This window comes from Streptomyces sp. NPDC036764 (assembly GCF_055609385.1).
In genome coordinates, this window is the sequence record NZ_JBVJPT010000014.1 from 14377 (window position 1) to 36481 (window position 22105).

General features: G+C 72.5%; 19 protein-coding genes. 12 read left to right on the plus strand and 7 right to left on the minus strand.

Annotated features, from left to right (window positions below):
- Positions 1-61: 61 nt before the first annotated feature.
- Positions 62-991, minus strand: coding sequence for a 5'-3' exonuclease (locus ACZ69Q_RS35760; RefSeq protein ID WP_471050892.1), 930 nt, complete (start codon positions 989-991; stop codon positions 62-64).
- A gap of 187 nt (positions 992-1178) precedes the next feature.
- Here ACZ69Q_RS35760 and ACZ69Q_RS35765 point away from each other — a divergent pair, with 187 nt between their 5' ends.
- From ACZ69Q_RS35765 to ACZ69Q_RS35780, 4 genes are all read left to right on the plus strand, one after another.
- The gene (locus tag ACZ69Q_RS35765; RefSeq protein ID WP_471050330.1) at positions 1179-2255 is read left to right on the plus strand and encodes a quaternary amine ABC transporter ATP-binding protein; all 1077 of its coding nucleotides are present in this window, start codon (positions 1179-1181) and stop codon (positions 2253-2255) included.
- Positions 2248-4074 (plus strand): ABC transporter permease/substrate binding protein, encoded by a 1827-nt coding sequence (locus ACZ69Q_RS35770; RefSeq protein ID WP_471050333.1) that lies wholly within the window; start codon positions 2248-2250, stop codon positions 4072-4074. Before ACZ69Q_RS35765 ends, ACZ69Q_RS35770 begins: the two co-directional genes overlap by 8 nt.
- A 529-nt stretch (positions 4075-4603) precedes the next feature.
- Positions 4604-5173 (plus strand): helix-turn-helix domain-containing protein, encoded by a 570-nt coding sequence (locus ACZ69Q_RS35775; protein WP_471050336.1) that lies wholly within the window; start codon positions 4604-4606, stop codon positions 5171-5173.
- Positions 5173-5892: a helical backbone metal receptor gene (locus ACZ69Q_RS35780; protein WP_471050339.1), complete on the plus strand. Its 720-nt coding sequence runs from the start codon at positions 5173-5175 to the stop codon at positions 5890-5892. The genes ACZ69Q_RS35775 and ACZ69Q_RS35780 overlap by 1 nt, the downstream gene beginning before the upstream one ends.
- Here the strand turns inward: ACZ69Q_RS35780 and ACZ69Q_RS35785 are convergent.
- The gene (locus ACZ69Q_RS35785; protein ID WP_471050342.1) at positions 5804-6964 is read right to left on the minus strand and encodes a TDT family transporter; all 1161 of its coding nucleotides are present in this window, start codon (positions 6962-6964) and stop codon (positions 5804-5806) included. The two genes, ACZ69Q_RS35780 and ACZ69Q_RS35785, sit on opposite strands and share 89 nt — an antisense overlap.
- A 71-nt stretch (positions 6965-7035) precedes the next feature.
- Between ACZ69Q_RS35785 and ACZ69Q_RS35790 the strand changes: the two genes are divergently transcribed.
- Positions 7036-7959, plus strand: a complete 924-nt coding sequence (locus ACZ69Q_RS35790) for a LysR family transcriptional regulator (RefSeq protein ID WP_471050345.1) — start codon at positions 7036-7038, stop codon at positions 7957-7959.
- Positions 7960-8081: 122 nt separating this feature from the next.
- Here ACZ69Q_RS35790 and ACZ69Q_RS35795 read toward each other — a convergent pair whose 3' ends face one another.
- The 3 genes from ACZ69Q_RS35795 to ACZ69Q_RS35805 all read right to left on the minus strand — a co-directional run bounded on the left by ACZ69Q_RS35795 (position 8082) and on the right by ACZ69Q_RS35805 (position 11152).
- Entirely contained in the window at positions 8082-8753 is a 672-nt protein-coding gene (locus tag ACZ69Q_RS35795; protein WP_471050895.1) for a gamma-glutamyl-gamma-aminobutyrate hydrolase family protein, read from the minus strand.
- A 36-nt stretch (positions 8754-8789) separates the two neighbouring features.
- The gene (gene eat / locus ACZ69Q_RS35800; protein WP_471050348.1) at positions 8790-10238 is read right to left on the minus strand and encodes an ethanolamine permease; all 1449 of its coding nucleotides are present in this window, start codon (positions 10236-10238) and stop codon (positions 8790-8792) included.
- 167 nt (positions 10239-10405) lie between these two features.
- Positions 10406-11152, minus strand: a complete 747-nt coding sequence (locus tag ACZ69Q_RS35805; RefSeq protein ID WP_471050351.1) for a FadR/GntR family transcriptional regulator — start codon at positions 11150-11152, stop codon at positions 10406-10408.
- An 86-nt stretch (positions 11153-11238) separates the two neighbouring features.
- Here ACZ69Q_RS35805 and ACZ69Q_RS35810 point away from each other — a divergent pair, with 86 nt between their 5' ends.
- Genes ACZ69Q_RS35810 through ACZ69Q_RS35825 form a run of 4 tightly spaced genes read left to right on the plus strand, consistent with a single transcriptional unit; the run spans position 11239 to position 15726 of the window.
- On the plus strand, positions 11239-12603 hold the full coding sequence (locus ACZ69Q_RS35810) for a glutamine synthetase family protein (protein WP_471050354.1): 1365 nt from the start codon (positions 11239-11241) through the stop codon (positions 12601-12603).
- 8 nt (positions 12604-12611) lie between these two features.
- On the plus strand, positions 12612-13985 hold the full coding sequence (locus ACZ69Q_RS35815) for an aldehyde dehydrogenase family protein (RefSeq protein WP_471050357.1): 1374 nt from the start codon (positions 12612-12614) through the stop codon (positions 13983-13985).
- The gene (locus ACZ69Q_RS35820) at positions 13982-14764 is read left to right on the plus strand and encodes a 3-oxoacyl-ACP reductase (protein WP_471050360.1); all 783 of its coding nucleotides are present in this window, start codon (positions 13982-13984) and stop codon (positions 14762-14764) included. The genes ACZ69Q_RS35815 and ACZ69Q_RS35820 overlap by 4 nt, the downstream gene beginning before the upstream one ends.
- A 26-nt stretch (positions 14765-14790) precedes the next feature.
- Entirely contained in the window at positions 14791-15726 is a 936-nt protein-coding gene (locus tag ACZ69Q_RS35825) for a DUF2510 domain-containing protein (RefSeq protein ID WP_471050897.1), read from the plus strand.
- 18 nt (positions 15727-15744) lie between these two features.
- Here ACZ69Q_RS35825 and ACZ69Q_RS35830 read toward each other — a convergent pair whose 3' ends face one another.
- Entirely contained in the window at positions 15745-16947 is a 1203-nt protein-coding gene (locus ACZ69Q_RS35830) for an amino acid deaminase/aldolase (RefSeq protein WP_471050363.1), read from the minus strand.
- A gap of 1184 nt (positions 16948-18131) precedes the next feature.
- Between ACZ69Q_RS35830 and ACZ69Q_RS35835 the strand changes: the two genes are divergently transcribed.
- Both ACZ69Q_RS35835 and mycP read left to right on the plus strand, forming a co-directional pair.
- A complete protein-coding gene (locus ACZ69Q_RS35835; protein WP_471050366.1) occupies positions 18132-18971 on the plus strand; it encodes a hypothetical protein in 840 nt (279 codons plus the stop codon).
- A complete protein-coding gene (mycP, locus tag ACZ69Q_RS35840) occupies positions 18968-20215 on the plus strand; it encodes a type VII secretion-associated serine protease mycosin (RefSeq protein ID WP_471050369.1) in 1248 nt (415 codons plus the stop codon). Before ACZ69Q_RS35835 ends, mycP begins: the two co-directional genes overlap by 4 nt.
- Positions 20216-20227: 12 nt before the next feature.
- Here the strand turns inward: mycP and ACZ69Q_RS35845 are convergent, their stop codons facing one another.
- The gene (locus ACZ69Q_RS35845) at positions 20228-21223 is read right to left on the minus strand and encodes a serine hydrolase (protein WP_471050372.1); all 996 of its coding nucleotides are present in this window, start codon (positions 21221-21223) and stop codon (positions 20228-20230) included.
- 149 nt (positions 21224-21372) lie between these two features.
- Here ACZ69Q_RS35845 and ACZ69Q_RS35850 point away from each other — a divergent pair, with 149 nt between their 5' ends.
- The gene (locus tag ACZ69Q_RS35850) at positions 21373-22104 is read left to right on the plus strand and encodes an SseB family protein (RefSeq protein ID WP_471050375.1); all 732 of its coding nucleotides are present in this window, start codon (positions 21373-21375) and stop codon (positions 22102-22104) included.
- Position 22105: the final 1 nt, after the last annotated feature.

Here is a 22105-nt window from a genome sequence, read left to right on the forward strand (position 1 = left end):
GAATTCCCCGCGCCACGAACCTCATGCGCGCGATCGGGACGCGCCGCAGGCGCCCGTGGTCTCACGCCCCCAGCGTCACCAGGAGCCGCTGGAGCGACCCGCCAAGCCCCCAGCGCATCGCCAGCTCGTCAAGGCCCGCCGGATCCCGGGGAGTGTGCGGCAGCGCCGTGTCGACCTCGGGCAGCGGGACGTCCTGCGCGACCCGCACGACCTTCGGGGCGACGGAGACATACGGCCGCGACTCGTCCAGCCGCTTGCGCTGCGAGGGTGTGAGTTTCGCCTTCGGGTCGTCGACCGCGGCCATGATCCCGGCCAGGTCGCCGAACTCGGCCAGCAGCTTCGCGGCCGTCTTCTCGCCGATCCCGGGCACGCCCGGCAGGCCGTCACTCGGGTCGCCGCGCAGCAGCGCCAGATCCGCGTACCCGCCGCCGTCGACGCCGTACTTCTCGCGCAGCCAGCTCTCGTCGGTGAGCTGGAGGGTGCCGACGCCCTTGAGCGGGTACAGCACCCGCACCCCGCGCTCGTCGTCCACGAGCTGGTACAGGTCGCGGTCGCCGGTGACGATGTCGACCGGGCCCTTCGCGCGTGCCGTGAAGGTGCCGATCACGTCGTCCGCCTCGTACCCCGCGACGCCCACACGCGCGATGCCGAGCGCGTCCAGGACGGCCTCGATGACCGGTACCTGCGGCGACAGGGTGTCCGGCACCTCCTCCTCGTCCGGCCCGACCTCGCGCTCCTCGGCGACCCGGTGCGCCTTGTAGGAGGGGATCAGCTCGACCCGCCACTCGGGCCGCCAGTCGGCGTCCATGCATGCCACGAGCGCGTCCGGGCGGTGGTCCTTGACCAGGCGGTCGATGAAGTCGAGGAGCCCGCGCACGGCGTTCACCGGAGTGCCGTCCGGGGCCTTCACGGAGTCCGGGACGCCGAAGTAGGCGCGGAAGTACAGCGAGGCGGTGTCGAGGAGCATCAGTCGTCCGGTCACGCCACGCATCATGCCGTACGGCACTGACAGCGGCCCCCGTGTGACCGTCCCGTCGCGGCGTGTGGCGGTGCTGTGGCCTGGACCACTTGTGCGTTTGTGTGCGGGGAACCAGGGCAGGCGCGCAGCCGGAGCGAAGCTCTATACGCAACTGTTGCGCCAGTCGCTCCCTCACTTGCCGTCGAGACGAGAGGTCCCCGTGTCATCCAGGCTAGAGGCCGAGCATCTGTACAAGGTGTTCGGCAGACGACCGAACGAGGCCGTCGAGCGGCTCCGCCAAGGAGCCGACCGTGAGGAGCTGCGCGCCGACGGCACCACCGCCGCCGTGATCGACGCCTCCTTCACCGTCGAACCCGGCCAGATCTTCGTCGTCATGGGCCTGTCCGGGTCCGGCAAGTCCACCTTGCTGCGCCTGCTCAACGGACTCCTGGAGCCGACCGCGGGTCACGTCCGCTTCGACGGCCGGGACCTGACCGCGATCGGCGACCGCGAGCTGCGCGAGGTCCGCGCCCGGAAGATCAGCATGGTGTTCCAGCACTTCGCGCTGTTCCCGCACCGCAGCGTGCTGGAGAACGCCGCCTACGGACTCGCCGTCCAGGGCGTGCCCCGCGCCGAGCGCGACAAGCGCGCCGCCGAGGCCCTGGAGCTGTGCGGTCTGGGCGGCTGGGAGAAGTCCTGGCCCGACGAGCTGTCCGGCGGCATGCAGCAGCGCGTGGGCCTCGCCCGTGCGCTGGCCACCGACGCCGACCTGCTTCTGATGGACGAGTCCTTCAGCGCGCTCGACCCGCTGATCCGCCGTGACATGCAGGACCAGTTGCTCCAGCTCCAGAAGAGCCTGAAGAAGACGATCGTCTTCATCACCCACGACCTCAACGAGGCGATGCGCCTCGGCGACCGCATCGCCGTCATGCTCGACGGCCGCATCGTCCAGACCGGCACCGCCGAGGACATCCTGCTGCGCCCGGCCAACGACTACGTCGCCTCCTTCATCCAGGACGTCGACCGCTCGCGCGTGCTGACCGCCGGCGCCCTCATGGACACCTCGGTCACCGCCGACGCCCCGCTGTGCGCCTGCGAGACCGCGACCAGCGAGACCTCCTTCGTGGAGCTGTGCGCGATCAGTGCCCGCCTGTCGCACCGCGTCACGGTCGTCGACGAGGACAACCGGGTCATCGGCGTCGTGCCGCGCCAGCGGCTGGTCGGGTTCCTCGGTGACGAGAGCGCCGATCCCTCGCCCTGCGACAACCCGGAGGGAAAGGTGATCGCCCATGCCTAGGCTGCGTCTCGGCGACTGGGTCGACTCCGGTGTGGACTGGCTGGTCGCTCACATGGGCTGGCTCTTCGACGCGATCAAGGCGGTCGTGGAGGGCATGTACGACGGCGTCAACGCCGTCCTGACCGCCCCCGAGCCCCTTATTCTCGCGGGCATCTTCGCCGTGCTCGCCTGGTGGCTGCGCGGCGTCGTCGCGGGCGTCCTCGCCTTCGGCGGGTTCGCGCTGATCGACTCGCTCGAACTGTGGGACCGGGCCATGTCGACGCTGGCCCTCGTCCTGGTCGCCACCGTCATCGCCCTGGTGCTCTCGGTCCCGCTGGGCATCTGGGCGGCCCGCTCCAGGACGGTCAGCGCGACCGTACGGCCCGTCCTGGACCTGCTCCAGACGATGCCGTCGATGGTGCTGCTCATCCCGGCCATCCTCTTCTTCGGCCTGGGCACCGCCGCCGGCGTCATCGCCACCCTGATCTTCGCGCTCGCGCCCGGCGTCCGCATGACCGAGCTCGGCATCCGCCAGGTCGACGGCGAGCTGGTCGAAGCGGCCGAGGCGTTCGGCACCACACCACGTGACACCCTGCTGCGCGTCCAGCTCCCGCTCGCCCTGCCGACGATCATGGCGGGCATCAACCAGGTGATCATGCTGAGCCTGTCCATGGTCGTCATCGCCGGCATGGTCGGCACCGGCGGCCTCGGCGGCGCGGTCAACGAGGCCATCGGCCAGCTCGACATCGGCTTCGGCTTCGAGGCGGGCGTCGGCATCGTCGTCCTCGCCATCTACCTGGACCGCATCACCGGCGCGCTCGGCGAGCAGATCTCCCCGCTGGGCCGCCGCGCCGCCGCCAAGGCGCGTGCCGCGGGCGGCGTCAAGGTCTGGAACTACCGCCCGCGCCCGGTCGTCGCCGTCGCCGGCGTGGCCGCCCTGGCCCTCGTCGCGGGCGGCATGGGCGTCTTCGGCCCGGCCTCCGGCACCGCCGAGGCCTCCGCCACGAACGTCGGCAAGGGCAAGGAGGTCAAGATCGGCTACATCCCGTGGGACGAGGGCATCGCCTCCACGTACCTGTGGAAGGAGCTGCTGGAGCGGCGCGGCTTCAAGGTCACGACCAGCCAGTACGCCGCCGGACCCCTCTACACCGGCCTCGCCACCGGCCAGATCGACTTCGAGACCGACTCCTGGCTGCCCACCACGCACGCCGAGTACTGGAAGAAGTACGGGAAGCAGCTCGAGGACCTCGGCTCCTGGTACGGCCCCACCTCCCTGGAGCTGAGCGTCCCCTCGTACGTCAAGGGCGTGAACTCCCTTGAGGACCTCAAGAACAACGCCGCCAAGTTCAAGGGCAAGATCATCGGCATCGAGCCGAGCGCCGGAATGATGGGCATGCTCAAGGACACCGTCCTCAAGAAGTACGGCCTTCAGGGCACGTACGAGGTCGTGGACGGCTCGACGCCCGCGATGCTCGCCGAGCTCAAGCGCGCGTACGCCAAGAAGGAGCCCGTCCTCGTCACGCTCTGGTCGCCGCACTGGGCGTACAGCGACTACGACCTGACCAAGCTCAAGGACCCCAAGGGCGCCTGGGGCAAGGGCGACGGCGTGCACACGCTGGCCCGCAAGGGCTTCGCCGGCGACAACCCCGAGGTCGGCGAGTGGCTGAAGGACTTCTCCATGACGGAGAAGCAGCTCACTGGCCTGGAGTCGCAGATCACCAAGGCCGGCAAGGGCAAGGAGCAGGACGCGGTGCGCACCTGGCTGAAGCAGAACCCGGGCCTGCTGGACAAGTGGGCCCCGGTCGCCGGGTCCGCGCAGAAGAGCCAGGCGGCCGGGTGACCTGACGGGCCCGACCGCCACCCGAGGGGTGGGTCACGCCGTACGTTTTTCCCCTCCGTACGGCGGACCCACCCCTTGCGGCATCTCCGCATAGTCACCCGGCATGCTACGAAAAGGATCCGGCCAACCACGCAGCGCTATTCCACCACCCGAGCTGCCCTGTACGAACTCCCCCTGACCGGCACCGACTTCCCGCCCCCGCGCGCTCCCCTTCAACGCCTCTCTGACCAGGCCCGCCTATCGGGCGCGGAGGAGGGAACACGGGGGAGCGCGAACGCATTGAACAGAACAGCGGCGCTCGCGTGCTGAACGGCAGTCAGGGGTGCCGCGGGGGCGCCCGGCGGGTGGCGCGGGCCGATCCGCTGGCGTGAACCTGTGGGTCGTACTCCCCCCGATGTGTCGTCGATGTGACGGGCGCATGAAACGGTTTGCCGAACATGCGTAGGGTGCAGAGAACTCAACAGAAGGTGTGCGCCGGAAGTCGGGCGCGAGGACAGTGGACCGACGAGCGAAGGAGGGAGCCGGAGCGATGGGCGACCACAAAGAACAGACCCTTCGGGTGGGCGCGGCCGTACGGCGGCGACGCCGTGCGCTGGACCTCACCCTCGCCGTCGTGGCCGAGCGCAGCGGCCTGTCGGTGCCTTTCCTGAGCCAGGTCGAGAACGACCGGGCGCGCCCCAGCCGCAGCTCCCTCGAAAAGGTCGCCGACGCGCTGCGCACGACCGCCGTCGAACTCCTCGCCGCAGCCGACCCGGCGTGCAGCGTCGACGTCGTGCGGGCCGACACCACCGAACTGGCGCCGGAACCCCGGACTCGGTCCCTGGTGCGCGGTCACCACCAGATGCACGCCTCGGAGTTCACCGGCGACCATGACGCCGGCCGTGAATTCCAGTTCCGCAACGACCAGTTGATGTACGTCGCCGACGGCGCCGTCGAGATCGAGGCCGAGGGCCGCGCCTACCGCCTCGGCCGCGGCGACACCCTCTACCTCACCGGCGGGGTGCGCCACCGCTGGCGGGCGACCGTGCCGGACACCCGCGTGGTCGTCGTCGCGGTGGCGGAGCACATCGAGGCGGTCCGGGACCGGCCGAGGCGCTGATGCGGGTCGTCTCCCTGGTGCCGTCCCTGACGGAGGCCGTGGCCGTCTCGGTGCCCGGCGCCCTCGTCGGCGCCACGGACTGGTGCAGCCACCCCGCCGGACTGGACGTCGCCCGCGTCGGCGGCACCAAGAACCCGAAGACGGACCGGATCGTCGCCCTCGCCCCGGACCTGGTGATCGCCAACGAGGAGGAGAACCGCGCACCCGACCTCGACGCCCTGCGCGCGGCCGGCGTCGAGGTCCTGGTGACCGAGGTGCGGGACGTACCGCAGGCCTTTCGCGAGCTGGCACGTGTACTGGACGCCTGCGGGGCGCCGGCCCGCCCGCGCTGGCTGGACGAGGCGGAGCGGACCTGGTCGTCGCTGCCGGCCCCGCAGCGCCGTACGACGGCCGTGGTGCCGATCTGGCGGCGGCCCTGGATGGTGCTCGGCCGCGACACCTTCGCGGGCGACGTACTGGCCCGCCTCGGCGTGGACCACCTGTACGCGACGCACGAGGACCGCTACCCGCGCGTCCCCCTGGACGACCTGCTCGCGGCGGCCCCGGACGTCGTCGTGCTCCCCGACGAGCCCTACCGCTTCACCGCCGACGACGGCCCGGAGGCGTTCGCCGGCCTGCCTTGCGCGCTGGTCAGCGGACGGCACCTGACGTGGTACGGCCCGTCACTGGCCGAGGCACCACGAGTGCTGTCCGAGGTGCTCGGAGCAGCGCGCCGCTGAGCAGCCCGCGGGCGGTGTGCAGGGCCGCCACGGCCCAGGCCACGACGAGCACGGCGTACAGCCCGACGGCGAGCCCCTCGTAGACGACGAGCCCGGTGTGCCGGGCCAGCGCGGCGGCGCCGGTGACACAGGTGCCGACCGGGAAGGTGAACGCCCACCAGGTCATCGCGAAGCCCATGCCGTGCCGCCGGGCGCGTACGACATGGGCGGTGGCGAGCCCCAGCCACAGCAGCGCGAAGCCCATGACGGGCACCCCGTACAGAACGGCGAGAATCCCGAAGCCCTCGCCGTACGGCGCAGGGACCACACCCGGAGCGACATCGGCGAACGCGCCGACGGCGGTGGTGGACTGCCCGAGCGGGCCCAGCACCAGGAACAGGGTCGGGGTGAGGGCGAGCGGCAGCGGGCCGCCGGTGATCAGCCGGGCGAAGACCAGCGGCAGCATCAGCAGGGTGGCGAGCAGGCTGAGCCCGAACATCGCGACACAGGCGAGCAGCAGCGTCTCCCGGGCCTGCCCCGGCGGCAGATGCGGCACCAGCAGCGGCCCGAGCGCGGCGGACACCATCGGTGCGACGAGCGGCAGCAGCCACACGGGCGTGGCCTGCGACGGTTCGATGCGATGGCGTACGGCCATGAGGTACGGGACGGCGACGGCGGCCGCCAGCCCGATCGCCGTACCGGCGCCGAACAGCACGGCGTCGAGGGCGACCGCCGCCGAGCCGCCGATCCAGTCCCGGCCGACGACGACGGCACCGCCGCCGACGGCGAGCAGGGCCATGGACAGGCAGCCGTAGAAGGGCGCCATGGCCGGGTCGAGCAGGTGGGCGCGGGCCTGGTCGCGGTGGCGGGTCCAGTGCCGGGCCCGGGCGCCGAGCAGGGTGAGCAGCAGGACGAGGGAGAGCGCCCAGACGCCTGTGCAGATGGTGCGCAGACCGGGGACATGGAACGGAAGTCCGGCTCCGGCGGTGGCGACGGCTGCGGTACCCATGACGGCGGAGTACCAGTTCGGTCCGAGGTGACGGACGGTGCCGAGGCGGGGGAGGGGCCCGAGGTGACGGGCGACGGTGACCATGGGTTTCAGGGTCTTCGCATCGGTCGCCTCCCACCAGGGAGCTTGCCTCTATGGCGACATAAACTGGGCTTATGACTCAGGCGGCGGAGGGGCAGTTTCGCGCGGGAACCCTGGCACACCGGGTCCCGGATCTCGGTGGGCTGGAGTTGTTGCTGGCGGTGGCGCGGCTCGGCAGTCTCGGTGGGGCGGCGCGTGAGCTGGGGATCACCCAGCCCGCGGCGAGCAGCCGGATCCGGTCGATGGAGCGCCAGCTCGGGGTGGCACTGGTGGACCGCTCGCCGCGGGGCTCCCGGCTGACGGACGCCGGGGCGCTGGTGACGGACTGGGCTCGGCGGATCGTGGAGGCGGCGGAGGCGTTCGACGCCGGGGCGCAGGCGCTGCGGGACCGGCGGGACTCGCGGTTGCGGGTGGCGGCGAGCATGACGATCGCGGAGTATCTGCTGCCCGGCTGGCTGCTCGCCCTGCGGGCCCAGCGGCCGGACACGGCGGTGTCGCTGCTGGCCGGGAACTCGGCGGCGGTGGCGGAGCGGTTGCTGGCGGACGAGGCGGATCTGGGGTTCGTGGAGGGGCTGAACGTGCCGACCGGGCTGGACTCCGTCGTCATCGCCCACGACAACCTGATCGTGGTGACGGCTCCGGGGCATCTGTGGGCGCGTCGGCGGCGGCCGCTGGAGGGGTCGGAGCTGGCGGGGACTCCGCTGATCCTGCGGGAGAAGGGGTCGGGGACTCGGCAGGTGCTGGATGCGGCGCTGGGGGGCCTGGCGCGTCCGCTGATCGAGCTGTCGTCGACCACCGCGGTGAAGGCGGCTGCGGTGAGTGGGGCGGGGCCGGCCGTGCTGAGCGAGTTGGCGGTGGGGGAGGAGCTGTCGATGCGGCGGCTGGTGAGTGTGCCGCTCGCCGATGTCTCGCTGGCCCGGGACCTGCGGGCGGTGTGGCCGACGGGACACCGGCCGGTGGGCCCGGCACGGGACCTGCTGGCCCTGACCCGGGGTTAGTGCTCCCGCCCCCGCCGCCCCTACCCGTCCCATCCTCCAGGGGCGCCGCCCCTTCGACCCCGCCAGGGTCTCCGCCCCCGGACCCCCGCTCCTCGAACGCCGGAGGGGGTGATTTTCGCTCCTCAGCCGCCCGCGGCCCGTACCAACCCCTCCATCACCCGCAGGTCCTCTCCCATCTCCGGATGCCACTGCACCCCCAACACCCACTCACCCGACGGCAGTTCCAGCGCCTCGACCGTGCCGTCCGCCGCGTGGGCCGTTGCGACGAGGCCCTCGCCCAGGCGGTCCACGGCCTGGTGGTGATACGTCGGCACCGACGTCTCCTCCGGCACGAGAGCGCCGTACAGACTCCCCGGCACCGGCTTCACGGTATGGCTGCCGAAGACGCCGACCACCTCCGCGTGCCCCTCGATGTGCTGCTGGAGCGTGCCGCCGAGCGCGACGTTCAGCAACTGCATGCCCCGGCAGATGCCCAGCAGCGGCACCCCCGCGGCCAGCGCCGCGTCGATCAACGCCAGCTCCCACGTGTCCCGCTCCCGCGCGGCAGGCCCCGTGCGCGGCTCACGCTCCGCGCCGTAGCGGACCGGCTCGACGTCCGGGCCGCCCGCGATGACCAGTCCGTCCAGGCGGGCGACGGCCGCCGCCGCGTGCTCCGGGTCGTCCGGCGGCAGCATCGCGGCCAGGCCGCCCGCCCGCTGCACCAGCCGTGGATAGCCGACCGGCAGCAGCGCGGCCTCCAGCTCCCACACGCCCCAGCGCGCACCGGACTCCAGATAGGTGCTGACCCCGATCAGCGGCCTGGCCACAGCAACTCCCTCACTCTCGGCGTTTCAGTCCCGTGCCAACTCTGCCTCGGCCGCCGCCAGCGCCGCGAACTCCTCCTCGGGTGCCTTGGCCACCAGGTGCTTACGGCTGTAGAGGCCGAAGTAGGCGATGGCCACGCCGTACACCACCAGCGCGATCACCGCGGCCGTCACGTCCACCAGGAACGTGGCCACCAGCGCCGCGCACGCCAGCACCAGCGCGACCGACGACGTCAGCACACCGCCCGGCGTGCGGTACGGCCGCTCCAGCTCCGGCTCCCGGCGGCGCAGCACGATGTGCGACAGGGACATCAGGGCGTAGGAGATGGTCGCGCCGAAGACCGCGACGTTCAGCATCCGCGCGCCGTTGCCCGAGACCGCCGCCAGCAGGAAGCCGATCGTGCCCGGCACCAGCAGGCCCAGGTACGGCGCCTTGCGGCGGCTGGTGAGGGACAGGAAGCGGGGCAGGTAGCCCGCGCGGGACAGGGCGAAGAGCTGGCGCGAGCCGGCGTAGATCAGGGAGAAGAACGACGCCACCAGGCCCGCCAGGCCCGCGTAGTTCACGATCCGGCTCAGTGTCGTCGCCTTGCCGCCCGGCTGGAGCGCCTCCACCAGCGGGTTGCCCGCCTCCTGGATCGCCGCCGAGCCGCGTGCGCCGGCCGCCGCGAAGAAGGTCACCACGGCCAGGACCACGAGGACGGCCATCGACCAGCGGATCGCCTTCGGCAGCGTGCGCGCCGGATCCCTGGTCTCCTCGGCGGCCAGCGGCACGCCCTCGACGCCCAGGAAGAACCACATGCCGAAGGGGAAGGCCGCCCAGATGCCGAGCAGGCCGAAGGGCAGCCAGGAGTTCGACCCCGTGGCCGAGGAGTCGACCGGGATGTCGTCCAGCGAGCCGAAGGAGAAGTCCGGCAGCGCCGCCAGCGCGAACACGAGCAGGGCCGCGACCGCGATTCCGGTGACCACGAAGCTGAAGCGCAGCGCCTCGCCCACGCCCCACAGATGGATGCCGAGGAAGATCGCGAAGCAGACCAGGTACATCGGCCAGCCCGACTCCAGGCCGAACAGGCCCAGCGACTCGACGTAGTCGCCGATGAAGATGACGATGGCGGCCGGCGCGAGGACGTACTCGATGAGGATCGCCGTACCCGTCAGGAAGCCGCCCCACGGGCCGAGGGCGCGGCGGGCGAAGCCGTAGCCGCCGCCGGCCGTCGGCAGGATCGAGGACAGCTCGGCCAGGGCGAAGACCATGCAGGCGTACATGGCGCCCATGAGGACCATGGCGATCGCCAGGCCCCCGAAACCGCCCTCGGCCAGACCGAAGTTCCAGCCCGAGTAGTCGCCGGAGACGACGTACGCGACGCCGAGTCCGGTCAGCAGCACCCAGCCGGCGCTGCCGCGACGCAGGGCTCTGCGTTCCAGATAGTCGTCCGCCTCCGAGGCGGCGGGTGGTGTGTTCGTGGATCCCAGGGACATGGCCAACTCCCCACGCGCGATGGACACCGGGCATTTCCGGGCACGGTGGGGTCGACCGGGCTCCGGCTCAATGGAATGGATCCATACCTTTGCCGGGTGGGCCACTCGAACGCAATACCCTTGCGTTAATCGCCGGTAAATCCACCCGCTCCGGGGACGGGCGCCGCTCAGCCGAGGAAGCCCCGCAGCAGTGCCGCCGTGCCCCCGCAGTGCTCGCGCATGATCTCCCGCGCGCACTCCGCGTTGCCCTCGATCACCGCCTCCACCAGCGCCGCGTGCTGACGCTGGGAGTGCTCCAGGTTGCGCACCAGCAGCGGGATGCAGTCGAGCAGGTCGTTCACGGTCGCGCGCACGGCCGCGTACTGGGCGGTCAGCGTGGGGGAGCCGGACAGCTCGGCGAGTGTCAGGTGCAGCAGGGTGTCCAGTCGGCGGTAGTCGGCGAGCGGGGCGTCGTGCGTGTGCGCCAGGGCCTCGCGCAGCCGGTTCGCCTGCTCCTCGTCCAGCCCGTGCGCCGCGCACAGCCCGGCCGCGCCCACCTCCAGCACCTCGCGGAAGCGCAGCGTGTCCTCCACGTCGACGTCCTTCAGGCGGCGGCGCAGCTCCTCCTCGCCCGGGGTGGCTGAGCGCGGCAGCACGAACGTTCCGCCGTAGCGACCGCGCCGCGACTCCACCAGACCCTGGTCCTGGAGCACCTTCAGCACCTCGCGCAGCGTCACCCGGCTGATCCCCAGCCGGTCGGCCAGCTCCCGCTCGGCGGGCAGCCGCTCGCCGCCCGGCACCAGGCCCAGCCGGACGACCTGGAGGATCTGCTCCAGGGCCTCCTCGAAGCCGTTGCCGGCCCGCACCGGCCGCAGCACCGACGTCAGCCGGTCGTCGGCCCCGGGCGCCCCGTGCTCCGTGTCCGCCTGCGACATATGGCCGGACCCCCTTCCCAATCAATGGTCCTGCGCAATACCTTATGGCTCCCGGCTGACCGAAGTAGCCGAATGGAGGCTCTCCCGTGGCAGACCGCACACCCCCGCTGAGCGTCGAGGAGCTGCACGCCCTCGTCGCGAGCGGTGAGATCGACACTGTCGTCCTGGCGTTCCCCGATATGCAAGGGCGGCTCCAGGGCAAGCGGTTCGCCGCACGCTTCTTCCTCGACGAGGTCCTCCACCACGGCACCGAGGGCTGCAACTACCTCCTCGCCGTCGACACCGAGATGAACACCGTCGAGGGCTATGCCATGTCGTCCTGGGACCGCGGCTACGGCGACTTCGCCATGCACCCCGACCTGGCCACGCTGCGCCGCGTCCCGTGGAACGCCGGCACGGCCATGCTGATCGCCGACCTCGCCTGGAACGACGGCTCGCCCGTGGTCGCCGCGCCCCGCCAGATCCTGCGCCGCCAACTGGAGCGCCTGGCCGAGCACGGGTACACGGCGAACGTCGGCACCGAGCTGGAGTTCATCGTCTTCAAGGACACCTACGAGCAGGCGTGGGACGCCGGCTACAGAGGGCTCACACCGGCGAACCAGTACAACATCGACTACTCGGTGCTGGGGACGGGCCGGATCGAGCCCCTGCTGCGCCGTATCCGCAACGAGATGGCGGGCGCCGGTCTCACCGTGGAGTCCGCCAAGGGCGAGTGCAACCCCGGGCAGCACGAGATCGCGTTCAAGTACGACGACGCCCTGGTCACCTGCGACCAGCACGCGATCTACAAGACCGGCACCAAGGAGATCGCCGCCCAGGAGGGCGTCTCGATCACCTTCATGGCCAAGTACAACGAGCGTGAGGGCAACTCCTGCCACATCCACCTCTCCCTCGCGGACGCCGCCGGCAACAACGCCATGGCCGGGGACGGTGAGGGCGGCATGTCGGACGTCATGCGCCACTTCCTCGCCGGCCAGCTCGCCGCCCTGCGTGACTTCTCACTCCTGTACGCCCCCAACATCAACTCCTACAAGCGGTTCCAGCCGGGCTCCTTCGCCCCGACCGCCGTCGCCTGGGGTTACGACAACCGCACCTGCGCCCTGCGCGTCGTCGGCCACGGCCGCTCCATGCGCTTCGAGAACCGGCTCCCCGGCGGCGACGTCAACCCGCACCTCGCGGTGGCCGGGCTGGTGGCCGCCGGCCTGTACGGCATCGAGCACAAGCTTGAGCTGCCAGAGCCCTGCGCGGGCAACGCCTACGCCGCCGACTTCGAGCACGTCCCCACGACTCTGCGCGAGGCCGCCGAGCTCTGGGAGAACAGCCCGATCGCCAAGGCCGCCTTCGGTGACGAGGTCGTCGCCCACTACCGCAACATGGCCCGCGTCGAGCTCGACGCCTTCGACGCTGCGGTGACCGACTGGGAGCTGCGCCGCTCCTTCGAACGCATGTGAGGCACTCCTTGTCCGACCAGCTCCAGGTACTGAACCCGGCCACCGAAGAGGTCGTCGCCACCGTCCCCGCCGCCACCGCGGCCGACGTGGACGCGGCGGTCGTACGTGCCGCGAAGGCGCAGGTCCAGTGGTCCGCCCTCGCGCCCGGCGAACGCGCCCGACTGCTGCGCCGGTTCGCCGTCGCCGTCGACGAACACCTCGAAGAACTCGCCCAGTTGGAGGTCAGGGAGGCCGGGCACACCGTCGGCAACGCCCGCTGGGAGGCGGGCAACGTCCGCGATCTGCTCGACTACGCGGCCGGGGGAGTGGAACGGCTCACCGGCCGGCAGATCCCCGTCGCGGGCGGCCTGAACGTCACGATCCTCGAACCGCTCGGCGTCGTCGGCGTCATCGCGCCCTGGAACTTCCCGATGCCGATCGCGGCCTGGGGCACCGCCCCCGCGCTCGCGGCCGGCAACGCGGTCCTCCTCAAGCCCGCCGAGACAACCCCGCTCACGGCACTCCGGCTCGCCGAACTCGCCCTGGAAGCGGGGCTTCCCGAGGGCCTGTTCCAGGTCCTGCCCGGCCACGGACCCGTCGCCGGCAACGCCCTCGTCGAGCACCCCGGCGTCGCGAAGATCGTCTTCACGGGGTCGACGACCGTGGGCAAGCAGGTCCTCGCCAAGGGCTCGGCGCTGCTCAAGCGCGTCACCCTCGAACTCGGCGGCAAGAGCCCCAACATCGTCTTCGCCGACGCCGACCTCGAAGCCGCCGCGGCAGCCGCCCCCATGTCCTTCCTCGACAACTCCGGCCAGGACTGCTGCGCCCGCACCCGCATCCTGGTCCAGCGCTCCGTCTACGACCGGTTCCTGGAGCTGCTGAGCCCCGCCATCGAGGCCGTCACGGTCGGCGACCCGGCCGACGAGAACACCGACATGGGCCCGCTGATCTCCAAGTCCCAGCTCGAACGCGTGCGTTCGTACGTCGACCAGGGCGCCGAGGGCATCCGCGGAAAGGCCCCCGAGGGCCCCGGCTTCTGGTTCCCGCCCACCGTCCTCACCGGCGTCGACCCCCGCGCGCGCGTGGCCGTCGAGGAGGTCTTCGGGCCGGTCGCGGTCGTCCTGCCCTTCGACGACGAGGCGGAGGCGGTGGCCCTCGCCAACGCCACCGACTACGGCCTCTCCGGCTCCATCTGGACCCGTGACGTCGGCCGCGCCCTGCGCGTCTCCCAGGCGGTCCGGGCCGGCAACCTGTCCGTCAACTCCCACTCCAGCGTCCGCTACTGGACCCCGTTCGGCGGCTTCAAGCAGTCCGGCATCGGACGCGAACTGGGTCCTGACGCCCTGACCGCCTTCACCGAAACCAAGAACGTCTTCATCAGCACGGAGGGTCCCGCACAGTGACCGAAGCAATTGTGTGCCGTCGCCTCGTCGGCCGTACCGCCGTCATCACCGGAGCCGGCAGCGGCATCGGTCTCGCCACCGCCCGCCGGCTCGCCTCCGAGGGCGCCCACGTCGTCTGCGGCGACGTCGACGAGCAGCGCGGCAAGGCGGCCGCCGAGGAGGTCGGCGGGATCTTCGTGAAGGTCGACGTCACCGACCCCGAGCAGGTCGAGGCGCTGTTCAAGACGGCGTTCGACACCTACGGCAGCGTCGACATCGCCTTCAACAACGCCGGCATCTCACCGCCCGACGACGACTCCATCCTGGAGACCGGCCTGGAGGCATGGAAGCGGGTCCAGGAGGTCAACCTCACCTCCGTCTACCTGTGCTGCAAGGCCGCCATCCCCTACATGCGGCAGCAGGGCAAGGGTTCCATCATCAACACGGCGTCCTTCGTGGCGAGGATGGGCGCCGCCACGTCCCAGATCTCGTACACGGCCTCCAAGGGCGGCGTGCTGGCCATGTCCCGCGAACTGGGCGTGCAGTTCGCCCGGGACGGTATCCGGGTCAACGCCCTGTGCCCGGGACCGGTCAACACCCCCCTCCTCCAAGAGCTGTTCGCCAAGGACCCGGAGCGCGCCGCGCGCCGGCTCGTGCACATCCCGGTCGGCCGCTTCGCCGAGGCCGAGGAGATCGCCGCCGCCGTCGCGTTCCTGGCCAGCGACGACTCCTCCTTCGTCAACGCCACCGACTTCCTGGTCGACGGCGGAATCTCGGGGGCGTACGTCACGCCGCTGTAGGCCGCCCTACAGTTGCCGGAATGAGCATGACGCCCCCGCCCGGCTGGTACCGCGACCCCTCCGGCCCGCACATGGAGCGCTGGTGGGACGGCACGGCCTGGACCGAGCACCGGCGTGCCCCCGAGGCACCGGCGGCCCCGACGCCGCCGGTGTCCGGCCCGCCGGCGTACGGGTCGCAGCCGACCGTGTCGCTGACGCCCCGGCGGCCGTCGGCCGGCGGCGGCTCCGGGCAGGCGCCGAAGGTCGTCGCCCTGATCGCCGCCGGGGCCGTCCTGCTCACGGCGATCGTCACGGGCGTGATTGTCCTGCGGGACGACGACGGAGGCGGGCAGGCGGAAACCGCGCCGACGCTCGCGAGCTCGCCGCCCGTGGACCGTGAGCCGGCCTCGGACACCCCGAGCCCGTCCGAGTCCTCCACCGAGCCCCCCGCCGACGGCCCGGCGGTGGTGACGGACCAGCTCAACGGGATCACCCTGCCGTTGCTCGACGGCTGGGTCAGACCGCGCACCTTCACCGAGGCCGACGTCCTGATGACCACGGACGGCACCTACGACTGCCCCGCCGAGTTCGGCTACTGCCGGCACGGCAAGGTCAGCTCGCGCACGGCGACCGCGGACGACGGGAGTTCCCCCGAGGCGATCGCCAAGGCCGACATCAAGGAAGCGGCCGACGCCGCCTACGACCGCGACCTCATCGGCCGGCGCCCCTTCGGCGGCATCGAGTCCCACAAGGTCACGGGGTCCGGCCCGGTCTCGGTGGCGGGCCGGGCCGGCTGGTTCGTGCGCTGGCGGGTCACCACGGCCAAGGGACCGGGCGGCTACGTCCAGTCCCTCGTCTTCCCCTCCGGCGTCGGCACCGGGTCACCCGTCGTCGTCCGCTACGTCTTCGACGCGGGCGAGGACGGGCCGCCGCTGGCCGACATGGACCGCCTCACCAAGGGCATCCGGTCCACCACGGACTGAGCCGCGCGGCGGGGCCCGCTACAGGAACGTGTGGCCCTCGCCCCGGTACGTCGGCACGGTCGCCGTCACCGAGTCCCCCTCGATCAGGTGCAGCGCGTCGAACCGCTCGCACAGCTCACCGGCCTTGGCGTGCCGGAACCACACCTTGTCGCCGAGCAGCAGATCGTCGGCGGGGGAGCCGAGCAGCGGCGTCTGCACCTCGCCGGGCCCCTCCTGCGGGTCGTAGCGCAGCCCCTCCGGCAGATACGGCACCGGCAGCCGGTCCGGCCCGGCCGCACCCGAGGCCGGATACCCGCCGCCGAGGACGGTCACGACCCCGACCCCCGGCCGGCGCACCACCGGCTGGGCGAACAGCGCGGCCGGACGCCCGCTGAAGGACGTGTAGTTGTCGAAGAGCCGCGGTACGTACAGCCCCGACCCGGCCCCGATCTCGGTCACGGCGTCCTCGGCGGCCGTGAACTGCACACTGCCGGTGCCGCCGCCGTTGACGAACTCCAGGTCCGGCACCACCGCACGCACGGCCCGCACCACCTCGGCCCGGCGCTCGGCGAGCTCCCGGCGGGCGGTGGCCTGCATCAGCCGTACGGCACGCGACCGCAGCGGGTGCCCCGCCACCGAGTCCCCGACCCCGGCGATGTGCCCCTCGTACGCCATGATCCCGACGAGCTGGAACCCCGGCTGCCGGGCGACGGTCCGCGCCATGTCGGCCACCTGGGCGGGGGAGTGCAGGGGCGAACGCCGGGCGCCGACGCGCACCCGTCCCCCGAGCAGCCTCAGGGAGGTGTCCAACTCCAGGCAGACCCGCACCACTTCGCGGCCGCCGTTGCGCGCGGCGTCGATCAGCCGGAGCTGTGCCGGGTCGTCGATCATCACGGTGACGGCGGCGGCGAGCTTGGGGTCGCCGGTCAGCTCCGCGAACCCGGCGCGGTCGGCCGACGGATAGGCGAGCAGGACGTCGTCGAACCCGGAGCGCGCCAGCCACAGCGACTCGGCGAGGGTGAAGGACATCAGGCCCGCGAAGCCGTCCTTCGCGAGGACGCGTTCCAGCAGCGCCCGGCAGCGTACGGACTTGCTGGCGACGCGGATCGGCTTGCCGCCGGCCCGGCGGCGCATGTCCTCCGCGTTGGCGTCGAAGGCGTCCAGGTCCACGATCGCGAGTGGGGCTTCGAGATGGGCGGTGGCCCGGTCGTAACGGGCCCGGTCAGCGGCGCGCGCAGTCATGAACGAAGCCTGCCAGACGGGATTACCGCAGGGTAGGGGGACGTTCCGGGCAGATCTGTACGGGGTCGCGGACTGGTTCCCGTTCGCGCAGGTTCAACCCGTAGAGTGACGCGCACGCATGTGGGAACGTCCCCGGCCGCGCCTCGCGCCGGGATGACGCTCCCTCGGTGCGGGTATGCGTGCCTGGTCGGAGGAGTCCGTACCGGGTGCGGCAGACCGCGAACGACAACGGCGGCCCGCGCACGAGGGACGGGCCCGGGGACGAAGGAAACGGGGGGTGCATGAGCACGGAAGCGCGTCGCGCCCCCATTCCCCCGCGCCCGTCGACCCCGCCGCCCGCCGCCCCGCCCCGCCCGTCGACCCCGCCGAGACCCCCGCAGCCGCCGGCCACCGGCGACGCACGGGACGAGGACACGGATGGCGGCGAGGCTGCGCGAACGGAGGGATCGGTGCCAGGCGGTGTCGACGTGAGGCCGGACCCCACGGGCGGCTCACCGGACGGACGTACACCGGGCCCGACCGGCTCCCCCACGGCCCCCCAACCCCACCCGAGCGCCCGCATCCCGTCCCCCGGCACCGGCACCCCCACCGCACCGCCCCCACCCCGAGCCTCGGCCCGCTTCCCGGACACCCCACCCCTCACCGGCCACCCGGGCGCGTCACCGACCCCTGAGAACACCGCCCGCCGCCCTGCCGCGGGCGCGTCACCGGCCCCTGGGAACACCGGCCGCCGCCCTGCCGCGGGCGCGTCACCGGCCCCTGGGAACACCGGCCGCCACCCAGGCATGGGCACGTCACCGAACCCCGAGAGCGCCGGCCCGGCCGCGCCCGGCGGTACGCCGCCCCGCCCCGCCGACCGTCCCTCGACACCACGGCGTACGAGCGCCCCCGCCGAGACCGCCGCGGAGATGACGTTCCGCCTCCGCCCGATCCCCGCGACCGACTCGACGAACCGCCCTTCCAGCAGCCAGAGCACCTCTGGTGGTGCTCCCGCCGAGTCCCCTCGCCGCTCCGCCTCCGCGCCTCTGCCGCCCATGCGTCCCCCTGTTCAGGCGCCTTCGGGCGGTGACGGGTACGGGGCGGCGGTCTCCGGCGGAGGGTCGGTCGGTGTGCCGTACTCCGCGGGGGGCCATGGGGCTTCCGCCCAGTTCTCGCCGGACCCGTCACTGTCCTGGAGTGCCCCGATGACCCCGGGTTCCGGGCGGCCCGTCGTGTCGTTCGGGGAGCCCGAGGGGTACGACGAGCAGGCGCGGCCGCGGCCGCTCGGGATGCGCCTCAGGCCGCGGATCGCCGTGGCCGCCGCCTGTGTCGTCCTCGGCGTCGGACTCATCGGCGGGGCCGTGACCGGGAGTTGGCTGGTCGGGGAGTCCGGTGACGGCGGTGCTCGGGACACCTTCGCCGCGGCCGGGAGCCTGTGGCACGGCGTACCCGTCGACCGGCTGTTCCCGCCCACCGTGATCGGCAAGGGCGCCGGTCCCGGCGGTGCCGACCGGACCTGGACGCGGATCGCCGTCGCCCCCGACACCGGCTGCGCGGGCGCCTTCGACCCGCTCCTGCGCAAGGCCCTCGCGCCCGTCGGCTGCCAGCGCCTCCTGCGCGCCACCTACACCGACGCCACCCAGAGCTACGTCACCACCGTCGGTCTGCTCTTCACCGACGCCGACGCCGCCGCGATGCGCTCCCTGGACAGCCGCTTCAACAAGGAGGGCCTCGACCGCCGTACGGACCTCATGCCCCGCCCGTACGCCGCCAAGGGCACCCCGGCCGCCGGCTTCGGCGTCGAACAGCGCGCCTCCTGGAGCATCTCCGTCCTCACCGACGCCCCCGTCGTCGTCTACGCGGTCTCCGGCTGGGCCGACCACCGCACCGTCGACGACCCGCAGCCCGCCGAGGAGGCCATGGAGTCCGGCGCCACCACGGCCGTCGCCCAGGCCGGCCTGGGCCACGAGGCACAGGGCCTCGCCGACCGCGTCGAGCGCGCCCTGCGCAAGAACGTCGGCCCGTCCACGGAGCAGTCGTCATGAACCCCGGCGCGAACGCAGGTGCACAGAGCGACCTGAACGACACGGCCTCCGCCGCCGTGATCAGTGGCGTGAAGAACCCCCTGACCCGGCGCACCGGCTCCCTCGCCGCCCTCCTAGGCGCCTGCCTCGTCCTCCTGCCGCCCACCGCCGCGCACGCCGACTCCATACGTGCCCAGCAGTGGGCCCTGGAGGCCATGCACACGCAGGAGGTCTGGCAGACCACCAAGGGGAAGGGCGTCACGGTCGCCGTCCTGGACACCGGCGTCGAGGCGGACCACCCCGACCTCGTCGGCAACGTCCTCCAGGGCAAGGACATGGTCGGCTTCGGAGCCGACCGCGGCGACCGCGCCTGGGCCCGCCACGGCACCGCGATGGCCGGCATCATCGCCGGCCACGGACATGGCGCCGGAGGCGGCGACGGCATCATGGGCATCGCCCCCGAGGCCAAGATCCTCCCCGTCCGCGTGATCCTGGAGGACGGCGACCCGGCCCGCGCCAAGGCCCGCAGCACCCGCGGCAACGCACTCGCCGAAGGCATCCGCTGGGCCGCCGACCACGGCGCCGACGTCATCAACCTCTCCCTCGGCGACGACTCCAAGTCCGCCCACCCCGAGGCCGGCGAGGACGAGGCCGTGCAGTACGCCCTGAACAAGGGCGCCGTCGTCGTCGCCTCGGCCGGCAACGGCGGCGAGAAGGGCGACCACATCTCCTACCCGGCCGCCTACCCCGGCGTCATCGCCGCGACCGCCGTCGACCGCTACGGCACCCGCGCCTCCTTCTCCACCCGCCGCTGGTACGCCACGGTCAGCGCCCCCGGCGAGAAGGTCGTCATCGCCGACCCCGACCACAAGTACTACGAGGGCTGGGGCACCAGCGCCGCGGCCGCCTTCGTCTCCGGCGCGGTGGCCCTGGTCAAGGCCGCCCACCCCGGCCTGACCCCGGCCCAGATCAAGAAGCTCCTGGAGGACACGGCCCGAGGCGCCCCGGCCGACGGCCGCGACGACTCGCGTGGCTACGGCTTCGTCGACCCGGCCGCCGCCATCAAGAAGGCCGCCGGTATGAAGCCGAAGGACCTGAAGGCGGCGTCGTACGGCGAGGAGTACTTCGGGTCGGGTCCCGACACGGCCCGCTCGGACGACGACGCGACGAGCTGGACCGCATGGCTCGCGGGCGGCGCCGGCGGGCTCCTGCTGGTGTCTGCGGTCGTCGTGTGGCGGGGTCGCCGAGGCCGCTTCGGCTTCTAGCCGCCGGGTCCGCTACGAGGCCTCGGGCGTCATGACGCCCGGTGGAGCGGACGCGCCCGCACGGGTGAACACCGACACCGCCGCCCGTGCCGCCGCCTCGACCAGCGAAACACCCTTCGCCTTCGTCGAGTTGCCGTCGGACAGCACCGCCACCAGATAGTCGGTGCCGGCCGCCGTCACCCGCCCGATGCTGTTGATGTCCCACAGCCCGGTGGCCGTGCGCGGCAGCCAGCCGTTCTTCAACGCCCACGCGGAGCCGTCGGCCACTGCCGACACCCCCCACCGCTGGTCGGCCGCGATCTTCGCCATCAGGGACCTGAGATACGCCCGCGAGTCCGCACTCAGCTCCGAGTCCGCCCCGAACACCTGCCGCAGCAGCGTGAGTTGATCGGCCGCGGTGGTCCGGGTCAGCCCCCAGTACATGCCGTCGCCGCCGGCGGTGTCCGTGAGCCCGAGGCGCGCGTTCGCCTTGTCGAGCCCGTCCGCCTTCCCGATCGTCCGCCACAGCGCCGAGGCGGCGGTGTTGTCGCTGTACTCGATCATTTCGGTGGCGTACGACCGCTGCGTCGCCGTGAGCTCACGCCCCGCGTCCTGGACCTGGAGCAGCAGCGCGGCCAGGATGTCGACCTTGACGATGCTCGCGGTGTCGAAGCGGCCGTCGCCGTACGTGGCGCTCGCGCCGGAATCCAGGTCCAGCACCGCCACCGACACCGCGGCGCCGTCCTCCACGTCCACCGCCTTCATCGCCCCGGCCAGCAGCGCGTCGTGGTCCACCGTCGGTTCCGCCACCGGATCCACAGAAGCCTTTCCGTCCGCGCCGCCCGTGATCGACGCCGAGGGCGCCGCCGTCGCCGCCGACGATACGGCCCGCACCGCGGGATGCGCCCGAGTCTTCACATACGCGGTGCCCGCGGCCGTGCCGCCCAGGACGACGAAGGTCGCGAGGGCGCCGTGGAGCAGCGGACGGCGTCGAGGCATACGGGCGCGGCGGGCTCTGGATGACTCCATGCCGCGATCGTCGGGGGTCTGTCTGTGCATGCCGTGAGACGCACGTTAGAGGCGTGTCAGAGAAACGAAGATTCAGGCGACCGGGTGTCACGCGCGGGTTACCGGGGCCGCACAAGCGCAGCAGCATCCCCCCGATAGGGTCGGTGACCGTGGCGAACAAGAACATTCCCGACTCCCCGTTCTCCGACGACGACGGCTCCGTCGACCCCCGGCTGAGCGCCGCGCTCGCGGCCTGGGCCGAGGACCGCACCGCCGAGGGCCCGGTCCTGCAGGCGCTCAAGGACGCCCGGCTGCTCGTCCCCGTCGTGGCCGTGCTCGGCGAGGTCGAGGAGGACGAGAACGGGCTGCGCCGCGAGAAGACCAGCGACATGGCAGTCCCCACCCTGAAGGCCGGGAACCGCACCGCCCTGCCCGCCTTCACGTCCACCGACTCCCTCGCCCGCTGGGACCCGGCGGCCCGCCCCGTCGCCGTACCCCTGAACCAGGCCCTGGAGGCGGCGGCGCACGAGAAGGCGGACACGATCGTGCTGGACATGGCCGGTCCGGTGCCCTACGAGCTGACGGGGCGGGCGCTGCTCGCGCTCGCCGAAGGGCGTACGACGACGGATCCGCTGGCCGATCCGGCCGTGCGGGACGCGGTGCGGGCCGCCGTGTCCACGGTGCCCGCCGTGCTCAGCGCCCACCTCGGGCCCGGCCAGGCCGACGGCACCCTCGCCCTCGTCCTCGACGCCTCCGCCGCACCCGCCGAGGCCGCGCGTGCGGTCGCCGAGCTGCTCGCCGCCGACGAAACACTGAGGGCCCGCCTGGTGCGCGGTCTCGACCTGGCACTGCTGCCGGCCGGGACGACGCCACCGGGCGAGCCCCTGTACGTACGAGGGTGAG